The 15,726-nt window shown below is 76.0% G+C and carries 14 protein-coding genes; 5 read left to right on the top strand and 9 right to left on the bottom strand.

Features of this window, described 5'->3' with window-relative positions; translation table 11 throughout:
- Nucleotides 1–16: 16 nt before the first annotated feature.
- Genes ACN27D_RS05420 through ACN27D_RS05405 form a run of 4 tightly spaced genes read left to right on the top strand, consistent with a single transcriptional unit; the run spans nucleotide 17 to nucleotide 4,733 of the window.
- Nucleotides 17–1,708: a ferric reductase-like transmembrane domain-containing protein gene (locus tag ACN27D_RS05420; protein WP_358172401.1), complete on the top strand. Its 1,692-nt coding sequence runs from the start codon at nucleotides 17–19 to the stop codon at nucleotides 1,706–1,708.
- Nucleotides 1,705–3,171: an NADH-quinone oxidoreductase subunit NuoF family protein gene (locus ACN27D_RS05415; protein ID WP_120568599.1), complete on the top strand. Its 1,467-nt coding sequence runs from the start codon at nucleotides 1,705–1,707 to the stop codon at nucleotides 3,169–3,171. The genes ACN27D_RS05420 and ACN27D_RS05415 overlap by 4 nt, the downstream gene beginning before the upstream one ends.
- A 15-nt stretch (nucleotides 3,172–3,186) precedes the next feature.
- Nucleotides 3,187–3,783 carry a TlpA family protein disulfide reductase gene (locus ACN27D_RS05410; RefSeq protein WP_421498654.1) on the top strand — a complete coding sequence of 199 codons (597 nt, stop codon included), beginning with the start codon at nucleotides 3,187–3,189 and terminating at the stop codon, nucleotides 3,781–3,783.
- Nucleotides 3,780–4,733 carry a cytochrome c biogenesis CcdA family protein gene (locus tag ACN27D_RS05405; RefSeq protein ID WP_421498653.1) on the top strand — a complete coding sequence of 318 codons (954 nt, stop codon included), beginning with the start codon at nucleotides 3,780–3,782 and terminating at the stop codon, nucleotides 4,731–4,733. Before ACN27D_RS05410 ends, ACN27D_RS05405 begins: the two co-directional genes overlap by 4 nt.
- On the opposite strand, the gene serS is transcribed toward ACN27D_RS05405, so the two are convergent.
- The 5 genes from serS to ACN27D_RS05380 all read right to left on the bottom strand — a co-directional run bounded on the left by serS (nucleotide 4,720) and on the right by ACN27D_RS05380 (nucleotide 10,394).
- Nucleotides 4,720–6,003 (bottom strand): serine--tRNA ligase, encoded by a 1,284-nt coding sequence (gene serS / locus ACN27D_RS05400; RefSeq protein ID WP_252452479.1) that lies wholly within the window; start codon nucleotides 6,001–6,003, stop codon nucleotides 4,720–4,722. The two genes, ACN27D_RS05405 and serS, sit on opposite strands and share 14 nt — an antisense overlap.
- A 439-nt stretch (nucleotides 6,004–6,442) precedes the next feature.
- Nucleotides 6,443–7,579, bottom strand: coding sequence for a MerR family transcriptional regulator (locus ACN27D_RS05395; protein ID WP_421498652.1), 1,137 nt, complete (start codon nucleotides 7,577–7,579; stop codon nucleotides 6,443–6,445).
- Between the two features lie 31 nt (nucleotides 7,580–7,610).
- Nucleotides 7,611–8,786, bottom strand: a complete 1,176-nt coding sequence (locus tag ACN27D_RS05390) for a saccharopine dehydrogenase family protein (protein ID WP_421498651.1) — start codon at nucleotides 8,784–8,786, stop codon at nucleotides 7,611–7,613.
- Nucleotides 8,787–8,817: 31 nt separating this feature from the next.
- Nucleotides 8,818–9,954 carry an alcohol dehydrogenase catalytic domain-containing protein gene (locus ACN27D_RS05385; RefSeq protein ID WP_421498650.1) on the bottom strand — a complete coding sequence of 379 codons (1,137 nt, stop codon included), beginning with the start codon at nucleotides 9,952–9,954 and terminating at the stop codon, nucleotides 8,818–8,820.
- Entirely contained in the window at nucleotides 9,951–10,394 is a 444-nt protein-coding gene (locus ACN27D_RS05380) for a hypothetical protein (RefSeq protein WP_421498649.1), read from the bottom strand. The genes ACN27D_RS05385 and ACN27D_RS05380 overlap by 4 nt, the downstream gene beginning before the upstream one ends.
- 155 nt (nucleotides 10,395–10,549) lie before the next feature.
- On the opposite strand from ACN27D_RS05380, the gene ACN27D_RS05375 reads away from it, so the two are divergent.
- Nucleotides 10,550–13,342, top strand: coding sequence for a LuxR C-terminal-related transcriptional regulator (locus ACN27D_RS05375; protein ID WP_421498648.1), 2,793 nt, complete (start codon nucleotides 10,550–10,552; stop codon nucleotides 13,340–13,342).
- A 3-nt stretch (nucleotides 13,343–13,345) separates the two neighbouring features.
- Here ACN27D_RS05375 and ACN27D_RS05370 read toward each other — a convergent pair whose 3' ends face one another.
- From ACN27D_RS05370 to ACN27D_RS05355, 4 genes are all read right to left on the bottom strand, one after another.
- Nucleotides 13,346–13,900, bottom strand: a complete 555-nt coding sequence (locus ACN27D_RS05370; RefSeq protein ID WP_421498647.1) for a DsbA family protein — start codon at nucleotides 13,898–13,900, stop codon at nucleotides 13,346–13,348.
- Entirely contained in the window at nucleotides 13,897–14,394 is a 498-nt protein-coding gene (locus ACN27D_RS05365) for a redoxin domain-containing protein (protein WP_252452467.1), read from the bottom strand. Before ACN27D_RS05365 ends, ACN27D_RS05370 begins: the two co-directional genes overlap by 4 nt.
- 59 nt (nucleotides 14,395–14,453) lie before the next feature.
- Entirely contained in the window at nucleotides 14,454–15,128 is a 675-nt protein-coding gene (locus tag ACN27D_RS05360) for a BON domain-containing protein (RefSeq protein WP_421498646.1), read from the bottom strand.
- A 161-nt stretch (nucleotides 15,129–15,289) separates the two neighbouring features.
- Nucleotides 15,290–15,694, bottom strand: a complete 405-nt coding sequence (locus ACN27D_RS05355; protein ID WP_421498645.1) for a hypothetical protein — start codon at nucleotides 15,692–15,694, stop codon at nucleotides 15,290–15,292.
- Nucleotides 15,695–15,726: the final 32 nt, after the last annotated feature.

Here is a 15,726-nt window from a genome sequence, read left to right as displayed (position 1 = left end):
GTCCCTCCGTACCTGAGTGGGGAGCAGGGTCGGCCGGTGGGGGCGCCGCCGCGAGACGATCGAGGAGCAGATGGCCCGGGCACAGCAGAACGAGAAGGCGACGACCGTCCGGACCACCAGCACCAGCCGTGGTGCCCGGACGATGTCGAAGTCCGCGATGGTGGCACTGACCGCCTCCGCGCTCGGCCTCGCGTGGGCGGGTGTGGAGCTGGCCGGTGCCGGCGGCGTCATGTACTCGTACGGATTCTTCTTCACCGAGTTCTTCGCCGGGGTGGTCGCCCTGGTCTCGCTCAGCATCACAGTGATGCTGGGCCTGCTCGCCACCGACCGCCTGGTGCTGCTCATCCGGCACCGCGTGCTGCTCCAGTCGGCGCACCGGGCCACCGGCGTGCTCGGCGTGGCCGGGCTGGTCTTCCACGTCATCACCAAGGTCGCGATCGGCCGGGCCGGGCCGACCGACGCCGTGGTGCCGTTCCTCAGCGGCAGCGGCCTCTACGTCGGACTGGGCACCGTCGCCGCGCTGCTGATGGTGGGCGTGCTCTGGACCGGCATCATCCGGGTCCGGTTCGCCGGGGTCGGCCCGAAGTGGTTCTGGCGCGCGCTGCACTCGATGGCGTACGTGTCCTGGCCGTTCGCGCTGGTGCACGGCCTCAACGCCGGCCGTCCGGCCGCCGCCTGGGTGGTGCTGAGCTACCTCGCCTGCGTGGTGCTCGTGGTGATGGCGCTGCTGGTGCGCGTCTCGGTCCACCTCGGCAAGCGCAGCCGCGAGCAGCACCAGGCGGTCGCGCTCAACAAGGCGATGGCCGGCAAGGGCGAGGAGCGTACCGGCGTGTTCGCCGCGCTCACCCGCAAGAAGGCCGCCGACAAGGAGGACAAGGGCGCCGGCCGGGGCCGCTGGGCCGAGGCGACCGCCACCTGGACCGCACCGGCCGGCACCGCCCGGCGGCGCGATCCGGAGCGGTTCGCCGTACCCGTGGTGCCGGAACCCGGATCGCTGCGCGAGCCGGTCCGCGCGGCCGCCGCCCGGCGGCGCGACGAGGAGCGCGAGCCCGTCGTCCGCGCCCGGGACGAGGAGACGGCGCCGGCCCGCCGGACCGACGGCGAACGGCCCCGCCGCCGTCGCCGCGACGACGAGGAACGCGTGACCCGCCGCTCCCGGACCGAGGAGCGGGTGAGCCGCCGGTCCCGCGACGACGAGGACCTGGTCGCACGGTACTCGGCGCCTCCGGAGAGCGGCGGCCGGCACTCGGCGCCGCCGGACACCGGCGGCCGCCACTCCGCACCCCCGGACAGCGGCCGGTACGCCACCGCCGCCGAGGTGGCCCGCTACTCCGCGCCGCCGCGCGCGACCGACGAGCCGGAGGAGCCGTGGGACAGCCCGCGCCGTTGGGAGACCCGCCCGGTCTCCGGTGAGCCGATCTCGGCCGGCCCCATCTCCGGCACCCCGGTCACGGCCGAACCGCTCAGCGGATCCGGCCGCCGCTACCGGGACGAGGAGGACGTGCCGGAGGAGCCGGACTACTGGCGCCCGCCGGCCCGCTACGCCGCCGACGAGGCGTTCGTCGACGACACCCCGACGCTCGTCGACCTCGCCTCCCGCCGGGCGATGCGCGCGGGCAAGGAGAGCCGGTCCAGCCGCCGCAAGCGGGCCGACGCGGACGCGGTCGACGGCGCGTACTGGGCCGGGCTGCGGGGTGAGGCCCGGTGAAGCGCACGACGGTCCCGCCGGTCGCCTGTGTCGGTGAGCCACGCCTGACCGCCGGGTTCGCCGAGTTCGGCCGGCTCGACCTGCTGGCCCACGAGGAGGTGCACGGCCCGATCGGTCCGATGGAACCGGCGGCGCTGCTGCGGCTCGCCGAGGCCATCGACCTCAAGGGCAAGGGCGGCGCGGGCTTCCCGTTCGCCCGCAAGCTGCGCGCGGTGCTGGAGTCCTGCGAGCGGCAGGACCTCGGTGCCGTGGTGGTCGTCAACGCCACCGAGGGCGAGCCGGCGAGCTGGAAGGACAAGGTGCTGCTCACCCGCGCCCCGCACCTCATCCTGGACGGCGCCGCGCTCGCTGCGTTCGCGCTCGACGCCGAGGAGATCGTGATCGGTGTGGCCGACGACGACGTGGGCCGGCCCTCGCTGACCGAGGCGTTGCAGGAACGGCGGATGCCGGTGCCCACCACGATCGTCACCGTGCCGCACCGGTTCATCTCCGGTGAGGGCGGCGCGCTGGTCAACGGCATCAACGGCCTGCCGCACATCCCGCCCGGCACGAAGAAGCGGTCCAGCGACTCCGGCGTCGGCGGGCTGCCCACGCTGCTGTCCAACGCCGAGACGTACTCCCAGCTCGCCGTCGCGGCCCGGATCGGCCCGTACGAGTACGCCGCGCTCGGCACCGACGACGAGCCGGGCACCGTGCTGCTCACCGTCACCGGGTCGGCGAAGCGCCCCGCCGTGGTGGAGTGCGCCGCCGGCACCCCGCTGCGCGAGATCCTCGACCTGTGCGAGGTGCCGCCCGGCCCGGGCATCCTGATGGGCGGCTACCACGGCAAGTGGATCACCGCGGCGGCCGCCGAGCGGGCCGAGGTGTCCCGCAAGGGGCTCACCGCCGTGGGCGGCACGCTCGGCGCCGGCATCATCGTGCCGCTCGGCGCCGACACCTGCCCGCTCGGCGAGGCCGCGCAGGTGGTGCGATACCTGGCGGGCGAGTCCGCGGGGCAGTGCGGCCCGTGCAAGATGGGCCTGCCCGACCTGGCCCGCTCGGTCGACCTCGCGGTCTCCGGCAGCGCGCCGGTCGAGCTGGTCCGCGCCGCGGCCGGCGACGTCAAGGGCCGCGGCGCGTGCAGCCACCCGGACGGCACCGCCCGGTTCGCACTGTCCGCGATGGAGGTGTTCGCCGACGACCTGCGGCTGCACGCCACAGGCGAGGGCTGCGGCAAGCGGGTGAAGGGCATGATGGGCCTGCCCGGCGCGCCCGACGGCAACCCGCAGAAGCTCACCCTGGACTGGTCGCGCTGCGACGGGCACGGGCTGTGCGCGCACGTGGTGCCGGACTTCATCCGGCTCGACGGCAACGGGTACCCGGCGTTCCCACCCACCCCGGTGCCGACGTGGCTGCGCGAGGGCGCGCTCAAGGCGGTCAAGGTCTGTCCCGAACTCGCGCTCCGCCTGGTCCGGGCCGAGTAGAACCAGGAGCCGCCGATGCGTACCGCCGCTCGTGTGACAGCCGCCGCCGTGCTGGCCGCCACGCTCGCCGCCGCGACCGCCTGCGCGGCCGGCCCCGAGGGCGGCGCACCGGCGGGCGCGGTTGCCCCCGCGTCCCCGACCCCCGCGTCCCCGGCTCCTGCGTCCCCGGCCGTCGCGTCGCCGGCCTCCGCGTCACTCGCCTCGGTGCCGGCCACGCTGTCGTTCACCGGCAAGACCCTCGACGGTACGGCGTTCGACGCCGCCGCCCTGGCCGGGCGGCCGGTGGTGCTGTGGTTCTGGGCGCCCTGGTGCGCCACCTGCGCCAGCCAGGCGTGGACGGTGGCCGAGATCGCCCCGGCCTACCGCGACACCGTCCCCATCGTCGGCGTCGCCGGACTCGGCGAGCAGAAGGCGATGAAGTTGTTCGTCGCCGAGTTCGACCTGGGCGGCACGACACAGATCGACGACCGGGCGGGCGCGCTGTGGCGCCGGTTCAAGGTGGCCGAGCAGAGCACGTTCGTCGTCCTGGACCGCACCGGCCGGGTCGTACACCAGGGATTCCTGGACGGCGAGGCACTGACCCGGCAGGTCGAGACGCTGGCCCGGGGATGACCGGCGCGCTGCTGCTCGCGCTCACCGCTGGCATGCTCGGCGCGGTCAACCCGTGCGGCTTCGCGATGCTGCCCGCGTACCTCTCGTTGCTCGTCGCCGGCCCCGACGGCGGGCGCGGCGCGGTCCGCCGCGCGCTCACCGCGACGGCCGGGCTGACCCTCGGGTACGTGCTGGTGTTCGGCGCGTTCGGGCTGGCCCTGGCACCGGCGGCGGACTGGCTGCGGCCGCGGCTGCCGTGGCTGACGGTGACGCTCGGCGTGCTGCTGGCGCTGGCCGGGTGCTGGCTGCTCGCCGGCCGGCGGCTGCCCGCGCCACGCCCGTTACGCGTCGCGCCCCGGCTCACCCGCACCTGGCCGTCCATGGCGCTGTTCGGCGCGGCGTACGCCCTCACGTCGCTGACCTGCGCGATCGCGCCGTTCCTGGCGATCGTGGTGACCAGCCTGCGGGCCGGGTCGCCGTTGCGCGGGCTGGCGCTGTTCGGCGCGTACGCGCTGGGGATGGCGCTCGTGGTCGGGGTGGCCGCGCTCGCCGTGGCGCTGCTGCGCGGCCGGGTCGTGGCCCGGTTGCGCGGCGCCGGCGCGTGGGTGCCGCGCCTGAGCGGCGTGGTGCTGCTGGTCGCGGGCGGCTACGTCGCCTGGTACGGCTGGTACGAGGTACGTCTCGCCCAGGGCCGCTACGACGCCTTCACCGACCCGGTCATCCGCACCGCCGCCGACATTCAGCAGACCGTGGTGAAGGCCGTCGACACTCTGGGCCCCGCCGTCCTCGCGGCCCTCCTGGCCGCGCTCCTCCTCGCCACCCTCACCCACCCCCGCCCCCGCTCTCGCCCCCGCGATCTTGCACTTGGGGCCCCGGCAGAACCGGCGAACCGGACTGCTGGCGGACCGGAAGTGCAAGATCGCGGGGAAAGGGCGGGAGCGGAGGCGGGGGAGCGGGTCAGCGCGGGGTGAGGCGGTCGGTGCCCAGCTTGTCGCGGAGGACCTCCGGGACCACCACCGAGCCGTCGGGCTGCTGGTGCTGCTCCAGGATGGCCGGGAACAGCCGGCTGGTGGCGAGCGCCGAGCCGTTGAGGGTGTGCACGAAACGGGTCTGCTTCGCGCCCGGCTCGCGGTAGCGGATGGCCGCCCGGCGGGCCTGGTAGTCACCGGCCCAGGAGACCGACGACACCTCCTTGTACTTGCCGGTGCTCGGCATCCACACCTCGACGTCGAGCGTCTTCTTCATCGAGGCGCTGGCGTCACCGGCGGCGAGCAGGCTGGTCTGGAAGTGCAGACCGAGCTTGTCGACCAGGCCCTCGACGTGCCCGACCATCGCCTCCAGCGCCTCGCCCGCCTGCTCCGGCAGCGTGAACTGGAAGATCTCCACCTTGTTGAACTGGTGGCCGCGTACGGTGCCGCGCTCGTCGGAGTGCGAACCGGCCGCCTCGCGCCGATAGCACGGCGTGTACGCGAACGCCTTCAACGGCAGCTTCGGCGTCTCCAGGATCTCGTCCTGGTACGCGCCGAGGATCGCCGTCTCCGCGGTGGGCAGCAGGAACTGGCCGCGCGAGGACGACTGCTTGTCGATGTGGTAGACGTCGTCGTGGAACTTCGGGAACTGCCCGGCGGCGAAACCGGCGCTCTCCAGCAGCAGGTGCGGCGGGAGCAGGAACTCGTAGCCGGCCTGGATGTTCTGCTCGATCAGCCAGTTCACCAGCGCCCACTCCAGCCGGGCGCCCAGACCGGTGTACATCCAGAAGCCCGAGCCGCCGAGCTTCACGCCCCGCTCGTGGTCCACCAGGCCGAGCGCACGGCTCAGCTCCACGTGGTCGCGTACCTTCTCGATGGCCGGCGCCTCGCCGAACGTGCGCACCACCCGGTTGGCCTCCTTACCCCCGGCGACCACGTCGTCGGCGGGCAGGTTCGGCAGCTCGCTCATCGCCGAGCGGAGCCGGGACTGCACCTCGTCGAGCTGGGACTCCAGCTCCGCGAGCTGCTTGCGCTCGGCCTCCGGGGCGACCGGCTGCGGCGTGCCGCCGGACCGTTTCGCCTCCGCGTACGCGCGCGCCTCGGCCTTGCGGCGCTGCCGCTCGGCGTCGATCTCCGTGATCAGGGCGCGTCGCTCCTGGTCGAGCCGCTGGATGTCGTCCAGCGCCCGGGTGACCTCGGCGGGATCCAGACGCTTCGCCAGCGCGGTCGCCACCGCCTCGCGATCCTTCCGGATCAACTCCATGTCGAGCATGCTGCTCGTACGCCTCCGTCCAGGCAGTCAGGTGGGACCTCCAGATGCTACCGTCGCGCCCCCGCGACCCCGGCCCGGCCCGCGCAGCCTGCCGCCGCGAGGCCCTTTCCGGTGACGGTGCGTGGTGGTTGAGCCGTCGACAGGGCGTGTTCACATTCCGTGATGGTGCTCCGATGCCCGTGCCAGCCCATTGCCGGTCGCCAGTCCGCTGAACTGGTCAATCTCACGGATCCGCCCTCCGGCCGAGATGCCCCTCTGGCGACTTTGCTCTGCAGCCACCGACGCGGCGTTCGACGGAGCGTCAGCGTTGCGTGGATGGCTGCAGAGCAAAGTGCGCGAGGGGTGAAGGGTGGGGGGCGGCGGTGTGGTCACGCACGGTCACTGATTCCTGCCGCGGTGCGGGGCCGGGACCGGCGAGCGCGGGCCGGAGACCGGAGCGTCAGAGGCGTACCGGCATCAGGACCGAGAAGGCGTCCGCGTCGTCGGCCCGCCGCACGGCCAGCGGGGCGATCGGGCCGTCCAGCTCCAGCACGAGCTGTCCGTCGCCGGACCCCAGGGCGTCCAGCAGGTACTCCCGGTTCACCGCCACCCGAAGCGCATCCGGGCCACCCGCGCCTGCCGCGCCGCCCGCGCCCGCCGCGCCGCCCGCGCCGACCACTGCGTTCGGGTCGACCAGGCGCAGCTCGCCCCGGCCGTCCAGGCCGAGCGCCACCACCTCGTGCTCGACGCCCTCGTGCGCGCGGTGGCAGACCGGGACGCCGTCGGCGGTGAGCGCCGCGCGCAGCGCCGCGCCGTCGAACGGGATCCGGTACGCGGGCACGTCGCCGAGCTGCGCCCGCAGCAGCCGCCGGTAGTCAGGGAAGTCGTACGGCAGCGGTTCGGCGGTCACCGGGCGGCCCGCCACCGTGACCGTCACCCGGTCGGCGGCGACGACCACCTCGGCGGTCTCCGCACCTTCGGCGTCCAGCAGCGCGCGGAGTTCGTCCACCTGTGCCACCGGCAGCAGCGCGCTCACCGGCGGGCCGTCGACGGTGCCGGTGACGCGGGCCACCGCCAGCCGGTGCCGGTCGGTGGCGACCAGCCGGACCCCGTCCGGCTCGACCTCCACCAGCACGCCGGACAGGACCGGGAGGTCGGGGTCGGCGCCGACGGCGAAGCGTACGGCGTCCACGGCGGCGGCGAGGTCGGTGCGGGACAGCACGAGGCGGGTGGTCACGATGGTCTCCTCCGGGTCGATCAGGCTGCGGATCCGGGAGAGTTCGCGACGGGCGTCGGCCAGGCCGTCCTCCAGGCGGCGCAGGTGCGCGTCCAGCAGCCGGTGCACCTCGGCCGGCTGGTGCCGGTGCCGCAGCGCCTCGGCGATGCCGGCCAGCGGCATCCCCACCCGGCGCAGCCCTGCCACCAGGCGGGCCGGGTCCACCTGCTCCTCGGTGTACCAGCGGTAGCCGGTGACCGGGTCCACCCGGGCCGGGGCCAGCACGCCGGAACGGTCGTAGAACCGCAGTGCGCTGACCGTCAACCCGCTGGCCCGGGCCAGTTCGCCGATGCTGCGAAGCTCGCTCTCCACGGCCGTCATCCTGTGACCTCAAGCGGGTCGAGGGTCAACCTCACGCCGGCAGGGTGCGGAACGTGATGCCGGCGCGTACCAGCCGCTCCAGCAGCGCGTCGCCCATCGCGGCGACAGGAGTGACCTGCCCGGCGGTCTCCGGCAGGTCGTCGAAGGCCAGGCAGAGCGCCGACTCGGCGAGCATCTTGGCCGTCTCGTCGTAACCCGGGTCGCCGCCGGCCACCTCGGTCACCACCCGCCGGCCGCCGCCGGTGCCCACGAACCGCACCCGGAACCACGACTTGGCCCGCTGCTCGGCGGTCGGGCCCTGCCCGGAGGCGAGCCGCCCGAGCAGCCAGCGCCGCGTCGGCGCCACCTTCACCAGCCCCACCACGCCGGCCAGCCCGACGCCCGCGACCAGCACCGTGGGCAGCCGCTTCATCGCCGCGAAGTGCCGGTAGCGGAAGTCCGGGCCGTACTCCGGGCGGGCGGCCGCGGACCGGCGGACCACCTGCGGGTCGATGGTGGGCAGCGGCACCGCCCACTGGCCGAACTCGCGTACCCGGCCGACCTTGCCCGGCACCGCGCGGACCCGGCGTCCGTCCGGGCCGGGCTCCATCGCCCGGCGGGCCCGCGCCGCGCGGCTCATCTCACCGGTACGGGAGAACGCGGTGAGCGCCGAGTGGTACGTCCCGGCGGAGAACCGGCCACCGGCCCGGACGTACCCGTCCACGGCGATCGGCCCGTCGGCCGGCAGTTGCTTGACCGTGTACCAGACGCCCAGGTCGTGCGGGATCGAGTCGAAGCCACAGGCGTGCACCAGACGTGCCCCGGTGCGCACCGCCTCGGCGTGGTGCCGCACGTACATCCGGTCGACGAACTCCGGCTCACCGGTGATGTCGAGGTAGTCGGTGCCGGCCGCGGCACAGGCGGCCACCAGCGGCTCGCCGTGGTGCACGTACGGGCCGACGGTCGTGGCCACCACCTGGGCGCACTCGGCCACCGCGCGCAGCGACGCCGGGTCGGTCACGTCGGCGGTGAGCAGCGGCAGGTCGGCCAGGGCGGGGTCGATGGCGGCCAGCCGGTCCCGCACCGCGGCCAGCTTGTCCGGGTTGCGCCCGGCGAGGGCCCAGCGCAGCCGGTCCGGCGCGTGCCGGGCCAGGTACTCGGCGGTCAGCCCGCCGGTGAAGCCGGTGGCGCCGAACAGGACGAGGTCGTACGGACGGTCTGCGCGCATCCGCCGAGTGTGCCATCCACGGCGCTCACCTTCACGGTGTGAAGACCACCCGGACGCAGCCGTCGGCCCTGTCCCGGAACAACGCGTACCCCTCGGCGCCGCGCTCCAGCGGCATCCGGTGGGTGGCCAGATGCTCGGTGACCAGCTCGTCGCGGGCCATCCGCTCCAGCAGCGCCGGGATCGCGGCACTGCCCCGGCGCCGGGCGGCGCGGACCGCGAGCCCCTTGTCCGCGAGCGCGCCGAGCGGGAACCGGTCCACGAATCCGGGCCGGGCGTCGAGCACCACCACCACGCCGCCCTTGCGGCAGGCGTGCACCGCCTCGCGCAGCGCCGCCCCGCCGTCCGGCTCGGCCGCCGGCCACCGCACCGGCGCGGCCGGCACCCCGGAGGCGTCGACGCACACGTCCGGCCCTCGGCCGCCGCTGCGTTCGCGCAGCTCGGCGAGCACGTCCACGTACCTGTGGTTGAGCGCCTCCACGCCGTCGTGCCCGGTGACCATCCGCAGCCGGTCGTCCCGGTCGTCGACGACCACCACCCGGTCCGCGCCCCGGGCCACCGCCGCGTCGGCGGTGAGCTGGCCGACCGCGCCCGCACCCCACACCGCCACCACGTCGCCGGGGGTGACCTCGCCCAGCTCGGCGCCGTACCAGCCGGCCGGTGCGGCGTCGGCGGCGAACACCGCCCGCTCGTCGCTCACCGACTCCGGTACGGCGAACGCGCCCACGTCGGCGTACGGCACCCGCACGTACTCGGCGTGGCCACCGGCGAAGCCGCCCAGGCGGGCCGGCCGGCCGTAACCCCCGGCGGACGGCTGCCTCCACTCCGGCTCGGCGGTCACGCCGCTCGTGCCGTTGTCACAGCAGGCCGGCAGCCCCTGCCGACAGAACCAGCACGCCCCGCAGGCCACCGCCGCGCCGACCACCACCCGGTCGGCGACCCGGTGCCGGCGTACCTCCGGGCCGACCTCGACCACGTCGCCGAGGAACTCACGTCCGAGCACCTCCCCGGCGGACGCCTCGGGCACCCGCCCGCCCAGCAGCGGCAGGTCCGCGCCGCACGTGGTGCTGCGCCGGACCCGGACGATCATGTCCTGGGCGTTGCGCAGCTCCGGGTCCGGGACGCGGCGCACCTCCACGAGGCCGGCCCCGGCCCAGCACAGCGCCCTCACGTCGGCGTCCCCGGCCGGTCCAGCGGCGAACGGTCCGCCCGCAGCACCTCGCCGGTCTCCAGGAGCTGCTTGGTCTGCCGCAGCACCTGCCGCAGGAACCGGCCCGGGTCGTCGCCGACCAGGTGCGCGGCGAACCCCGGGAGCGTGCACTCCCCGCCCAGCGGGCGGATCGCCAGTTCGGTGCCGCGCCCGCCGGGGGCCGGTCGGGCCCACACCTCGACCGCGCCGTCGAGGCGGCGCAGCGGCTCGGGCCACCGCCCCGCCGGGAGCACCTGTTCGGGCGCCCCGGCCACCGTCACCACCTGCCACCGGCCCGGCCGCGGATCCGTACCGGCCCGCCGCGCGCGGCGGCGGGCCAGCACCCGTGCGCCCGCCGGAGCCAGCACCCGTGCCCCCGCCAGCGCCAGCGCGCCGGCCGCCAGCCGTCTGCTCCGCGCCACCCGACCTCCCGCCGTTTTCCGGGCGGCCGGCGCTCCGGCCGGCCGCCCCGCGTGCCTACAGGGTGCGCGGCGCCCGGGTGAGCGGGGTTCGCCCGGAAGGGGTGAACCGGCGCGGTGCGGGTAACCGCTGCCCGCACCGACGGGGGGAGGGACGCATGCCGGAGGAGGCAGACCAGGTCGTCACCGCACGGAGCGGCACAAGCGACATCACCGGTACGCCCGATCTGCTCACCACCGGCCTCGATTCACCCGATGTCGCCGGTGGTGCGCTGCCGGGTGGCCCGCCGTTGCTGGCGTCCCGGTTGACGCCGCCCGTGCCGCCCGAGCCGGTCCTGCTGCGTCCCCGGCTGCTTGACCGGCTGGAACAGGGCGCGTCGGGCCCGTTGACGCTCGTCTGCGCGCCGGCCGGCTGGGGCAAGACGACGCTGCTGTCGACCTGGGCGCAGGGGGAGCGGGAGGGGCCGGCGCCGGCCTGGCTGACGGTGGCCGTGGGGGAGACCACCCGGCGGCTCTGGGGCTACCTCGCGGCGGCCCTGCGTACCGCCGCCGACGACCCGGACGACGGGCCGCCACCGGTGCCGGACGGACCGCCCCGGCCCGAGCAGCTCGAAACGCTCGCCGCCGCGCTCGCCGCACGGGAACGACACGTGCTGCTGGTCCTGGACGACCTGCACCGGGTCACCGATCCGGCCGCCCTGACCGGGTTGGAGTTCCTGCTCCGGCACACCGACGGCCGGCTTCGGCTGGTGGCCGGCGCGCGCAGCGAGCCACCGCTGGCGCTGCACCGCTGGCGGCTGGCCGGCGAGCTGACCGTGATCGGCGCCGACGACCTGGCGTTCACCGCCGACGAGGTGGCCGACCTGCTCGTCGCGCACGGCGTGTCGGTGCCCGCCCCGGCTGTGGCCCGGCTGGCCGAGCGCACCACCGGCTGGCCGGCGGGGCTGCGCTTCGCCGCGCTCGCGCTCGGGGACGGCGCCGACCCGGCGCGCGCCGTGGACCGGTTCGCCGGTGACCAGCCGGACGTCGCCGCGTACCTGCGGGACGAGGTGCTCGCCCCGCTGGAACCGGCGACCCGCGACGTCCTGCGCCGGGTGGCGGTGGCCGTCGCGGTCCACGCCGACCTGGCCGCCGCGCTTACCGGGCGGCCCGACGCCGGGCACCTGCTCGCCGAGGCGGCCCGGGAGGGCGGTTTCCTGCACCAGGACGGCGGCAACCCGCAGTGGTACCGGCCGCACCCGCTGCTGGCCGACGTGCTGCGCGACGAACTGGACCGGCTGCCCGCCGACGAGGTGCGCGAGCTGCACCGGCGCGCCGCCGGCTGGTACGCCGGCCACGACCGTCCGGCAGAGGCGCTGCGGCACGCGCTTCTCGCCGGTGAGTGGGCCGACGCCACCGAGCTGCTCGTCACCCGCTGGCCCGAGCTGGCGCCGGACGAACCGGCCGCCGTACCGGCCCCACCCGAGCCGCCGGCCGAGGCGGTCCGCCGGGATCCGGAGCTGGCGCTGGCCGCGGCCGCCGAGCGGGCGTACGCCGGGGACCGGGCCACCGCCGACGTGCAGCTGCGGCGCGCGCTGGCCGACGCCGCCGACCTGCCCGCGCCGCGCCGCGACCGGTTCGGCCGGCTGGCCGCCGCCGTGGAGCTGAGCCTCGCCCGGCTCGGCGGCGACCACGAGGAGGTACGCCGGGCCGCCGACCGGCTGCTGTCCACCATCGCGGGGGACGAGTCCCCGAGCGGCCCGGACGCCGACGGTGCCGTTGCCGGTGAGGCCGGCGATCCGCGCGCCGGGACCGCCGAGCGGGACGACGTGCGCGCGGTGGCCGGCGCCGCGCACGGGCTGGCCGCGCTGGCCGAGGGGGAGCTGCCCACCGCGCGGGACCGGTTCGCCACCGCCCGGGAGGCGGCACGGCGGGCGGGGCGGCCGCGTACCGAGCTGCTCTGCGTCAGCCGCTCGGCCGTGCTGGAGGCGGCCCGGGGCGCGCTGCGGGCCGCCGAGGAACTGGCCCGGGAGGCGCTGGCGATGCCGCCCTGCCAGGGCTGGTCGTCCCGCTCCGACTGCGGCTACGCGTACCTGGCGCTGGCGCTCGTGGACTGGCAGCGGGACCGGCCGGCGGAGGCCACGGCCCACCTGGCGCTCGCCGGGCCGGCCGGCGCGGAGCCGGGCGGCGCCGCGCTCACCGCGCTGTGCCGGGCCGGGCTGCTGGCCGACGGCGGCGACCCGGGCGGCGCGCTGCGCACGCTCGCCGAGGCGCGGACCGCCGCGCCCGGCCCGGAGCTGGGCGAGTGGCTCGCCGCCGACGAGGCACAGGTACGCGCCGTCGTCGGCGACGTCGACGGCGCCCGGGCACTGCTCGACGCGGCGGGCGACGGGCCGGCGCCGGCGACGGCGGCCGCGCGGCTGCGGCTGCGCGCCGGGGACGCCCGGGCCGCCGAGCGGGCGCTGCCCGACTGGACCGCGCCCGGCGCGGCGGACTGGCCGCTGCCGGTGCGGCTGGGCGCCGGGCTGCTCGACGCGGCGCTCGCCGGCGCGTCCGGTGACGCCCGGCGAGCCGGCCGGCTGCTGGAGGAGGTGCTGGCACTGGCCGAACCGGACGGCTTCCGGCGCGTCTTCACCCGGGCCGATCCCGGCGTACGGGACCTGCTCGCCGCGCGGCTGGACTCCGGCACCGCCTACTGGGCGACGGTGAGCGAGCTGGTCCGGGGCGTGGACGCGCAACCGGCGGCCGCGTCGGCCGACGGTCCGGCCCGGACGCTCGACGAGCCGCTCACCGAGCGGGAGCTGACCATCCTGCGCTACCTGCAGAGCATCCTGTCCAACGTGGAGATCGCCGCCGAGCTGTCACTGTCGGTCAACACGGTGAAGACGCACGTGCGCAACATCTACCGCAAGCTCGACGCGACCCGCCGGCGGGACGCCGTCCGGCGGGCGCGCGAGCTGCGATTGATCTGACCGTCAGCCGTCGTCGGTGGCGGCGTCCACCACGGCCAGCAGTTCGGCCAGGTCGTAGCCGCCGTCGTGGCGGACGTCGTTGACGAACAACGTCGGGGTGGCGTTGACGCCGCTGCGGATGCCGCCGACGAAGTCCTGCCGGACCCGGTCGGCGTACTCCTGCCGGCCGACCTCCCCGGCGATCTCCTCCGGCGACAGGCCGATCTGCTCGACGCCCAGCGACAGGTGCACCGGGTCGAGCTGGTCCTGGTGCTGGTAGAGCCAGTCGTACATCTCCCAGAACCGGCCCCGGGCGGCGGCGGCCTCGGCGGTCTCCGCGGCGCTCTCCGCGTACGGGTGGACGTTGGTGATCGGGAAGTGCCGGTACGCCAGCCGCACCGTGTCGGCCCGCTGGCGCAGCACCTCGGTCAGGTTCGGGTACGCGGCGCCGCAGAACCGGCACTGGAAGTCGCCGTACTCGACGATCGTGACCGGCGCGTCCACCGGCCCGCGGACATGGTCGCGTTCGGTCACCGGGATCCGCAGTCGTGCGGTGGTGACCTGAAGGGGCGTGGTCATCCGGCACTCACCCGCCGATCCGAGTCCAGGCTCTCGAGCGCGTCGAGGATCCCGTCCACGCCCGGGTTCACCTCGGGCGGGGACAGGTGGCTCCAGGCCACCCGGCCGTCCGGGCCGACCACCACGAGTGCCCGGTCCGACTGCCCGTTCGGCGCGTACGCGCCGTACCGGCGCGACACCTCACCCTTGGGCTCGAAGTCGGCGAGCAGCGGGAACCGGATGCCCCGGCTCTCGGCGAAGGCCCGGTGCGAGTCGACGCTGTCCACCGAGATGCCCAGCAGCACCGCGTCGTACCGCTCCAGTTCGGGCAGGGCGGCCTGGTACAGGGTCATCTGCTCGCCGCAGACCGGTGACCAGTCCGCCGGGTAGAAGGCGAGCACCACGGGACGGCCCCGGAACTGCCCGGGGCCCACCTCGCGCCCGTCCGGCGCCGCCGGCAGCGTGAACCCGGGCGCGGCCTGCCCGGGTGTGATCAGCCCGTTCGGATCACTCATGCCTCCCACCATGGCCGCGACCCGGGTGAGGCGGGCTCACCCGGGCGGGGTGGTTCCGGTCAGCGCACGACGAGGTGGTTGTGCACCTCCCGGATGCCGGGGGCGTTCCACACCACCCGCTCGATCTCCTCGCGCTCGCCGGCCGAGTGGACCTGCCCGTCCAGCAGCACCGTGTCGCCGTGCACCCGCACGTCGACCTCCTCGGTCTCGGTGGCGCGGTTGCGGGCCAGCGCGTCCACGATCCGCTCGGCCAGGTCGCGGCCGTCGGCGTGCACCGCCGGGCGCACGGCGATGCCGTTGCTCACCCCGCGTACGCCGGTGAGCCGGGCGACCGACCGTTCGGCGGCCCGCCGCTGGTACTCCCACTCGACCTCGCCGTGCAGCGTGACCCAGCCGTCGGCCACCGTCACCTGCAACGCCTCGATCGGCACGAACGCGTCCCACTCCAGCGCCCGTACGGCCGCGACGGCGATCTCCGGGTCCTCCCGTCCGGCCGCGGTGTCGATCCGGACGGCGAGGTCGTTGGCGACCGCGCGGACCCGGGTGACCCGGTGCGCGGCCCGCTCGGCGGCCCACTTCTTGGCGTAGCTGTCCACCCGGCCGGTGAGCGTCACCACGCCCTCGGTGACGGTCACCCCGATCTCGTCCGGGCCGACCCGCGGCTCCCAGGTCAGCTCGTCGAGCACGGCGGTCTGGATGTCCCGGTCGGTACGCGTGACCGTGTCGGTGGCCATCCGGCTCTCCCTCCCGTCGATCGCGGCGCGGGCACGTGGTCCCGCACCCGCGATCCTGCGCGTGTCCCGGGTGAGCCGCCCTCGCCCGGTCCGGGTGAGGCAGCACGACGGCCGCTCCCGGGAGCCCCGGGAGCGGCCGTCGTCGCGTCGTACTCGGCGGGTCAGCCGTCCAGGCCGGCCGGGGAGTTCGGCCGGTCCACGTCCACGAACTCGATCTCGTCCGCGGCGCGGTCCCGGCTGCCGGCGGCGCGCGCCGCGGTCCCGGCGGCCCAGCCGATCGCCGCGCCGGCGAGCGCCGCCGCGATCAGCAGCGTCCAGGGCAGCGCGGGCCGGCGGCCGGCGAGCGCGTCGAACGCGAGACCGGCCCGGCGGCGTGCCTCCTCGGCGGCGGAGCCGACCAGGTCGGTGGCGTCGTCGGCCAGGCCGGAGGAGCTGCGGCGGGCGGTATGGGTGGCGTCGCGCACGCTGTCACCGGCGGAACCGACGGCGGAGAGCAGGTGCTGCCACGCCTGGTCGGCGACCCGCTCGGCCTTGCCCCGGCGGTCCAGCAGGTTGGATCCGAACATCGTTCTACCTCCTCGGGTGCCGAAGGCCGGCG

The organism is Micromonospora sp. WMMD1274, from assembly GCF_049179035.1.
In the GTDB taxonomy this organism is placed as follows: domain Bacteria; phylum Actinomycetota; class Actinomycetes; order Mycobacteriales; family Micromonosporaceae; genus Micromonospora; species Micromonospora tulbaghiae.
Note: the sequence above shows the minus strand (reverse complement) of the source record. Positions and strands in the feature narration are given on the sequence as shown.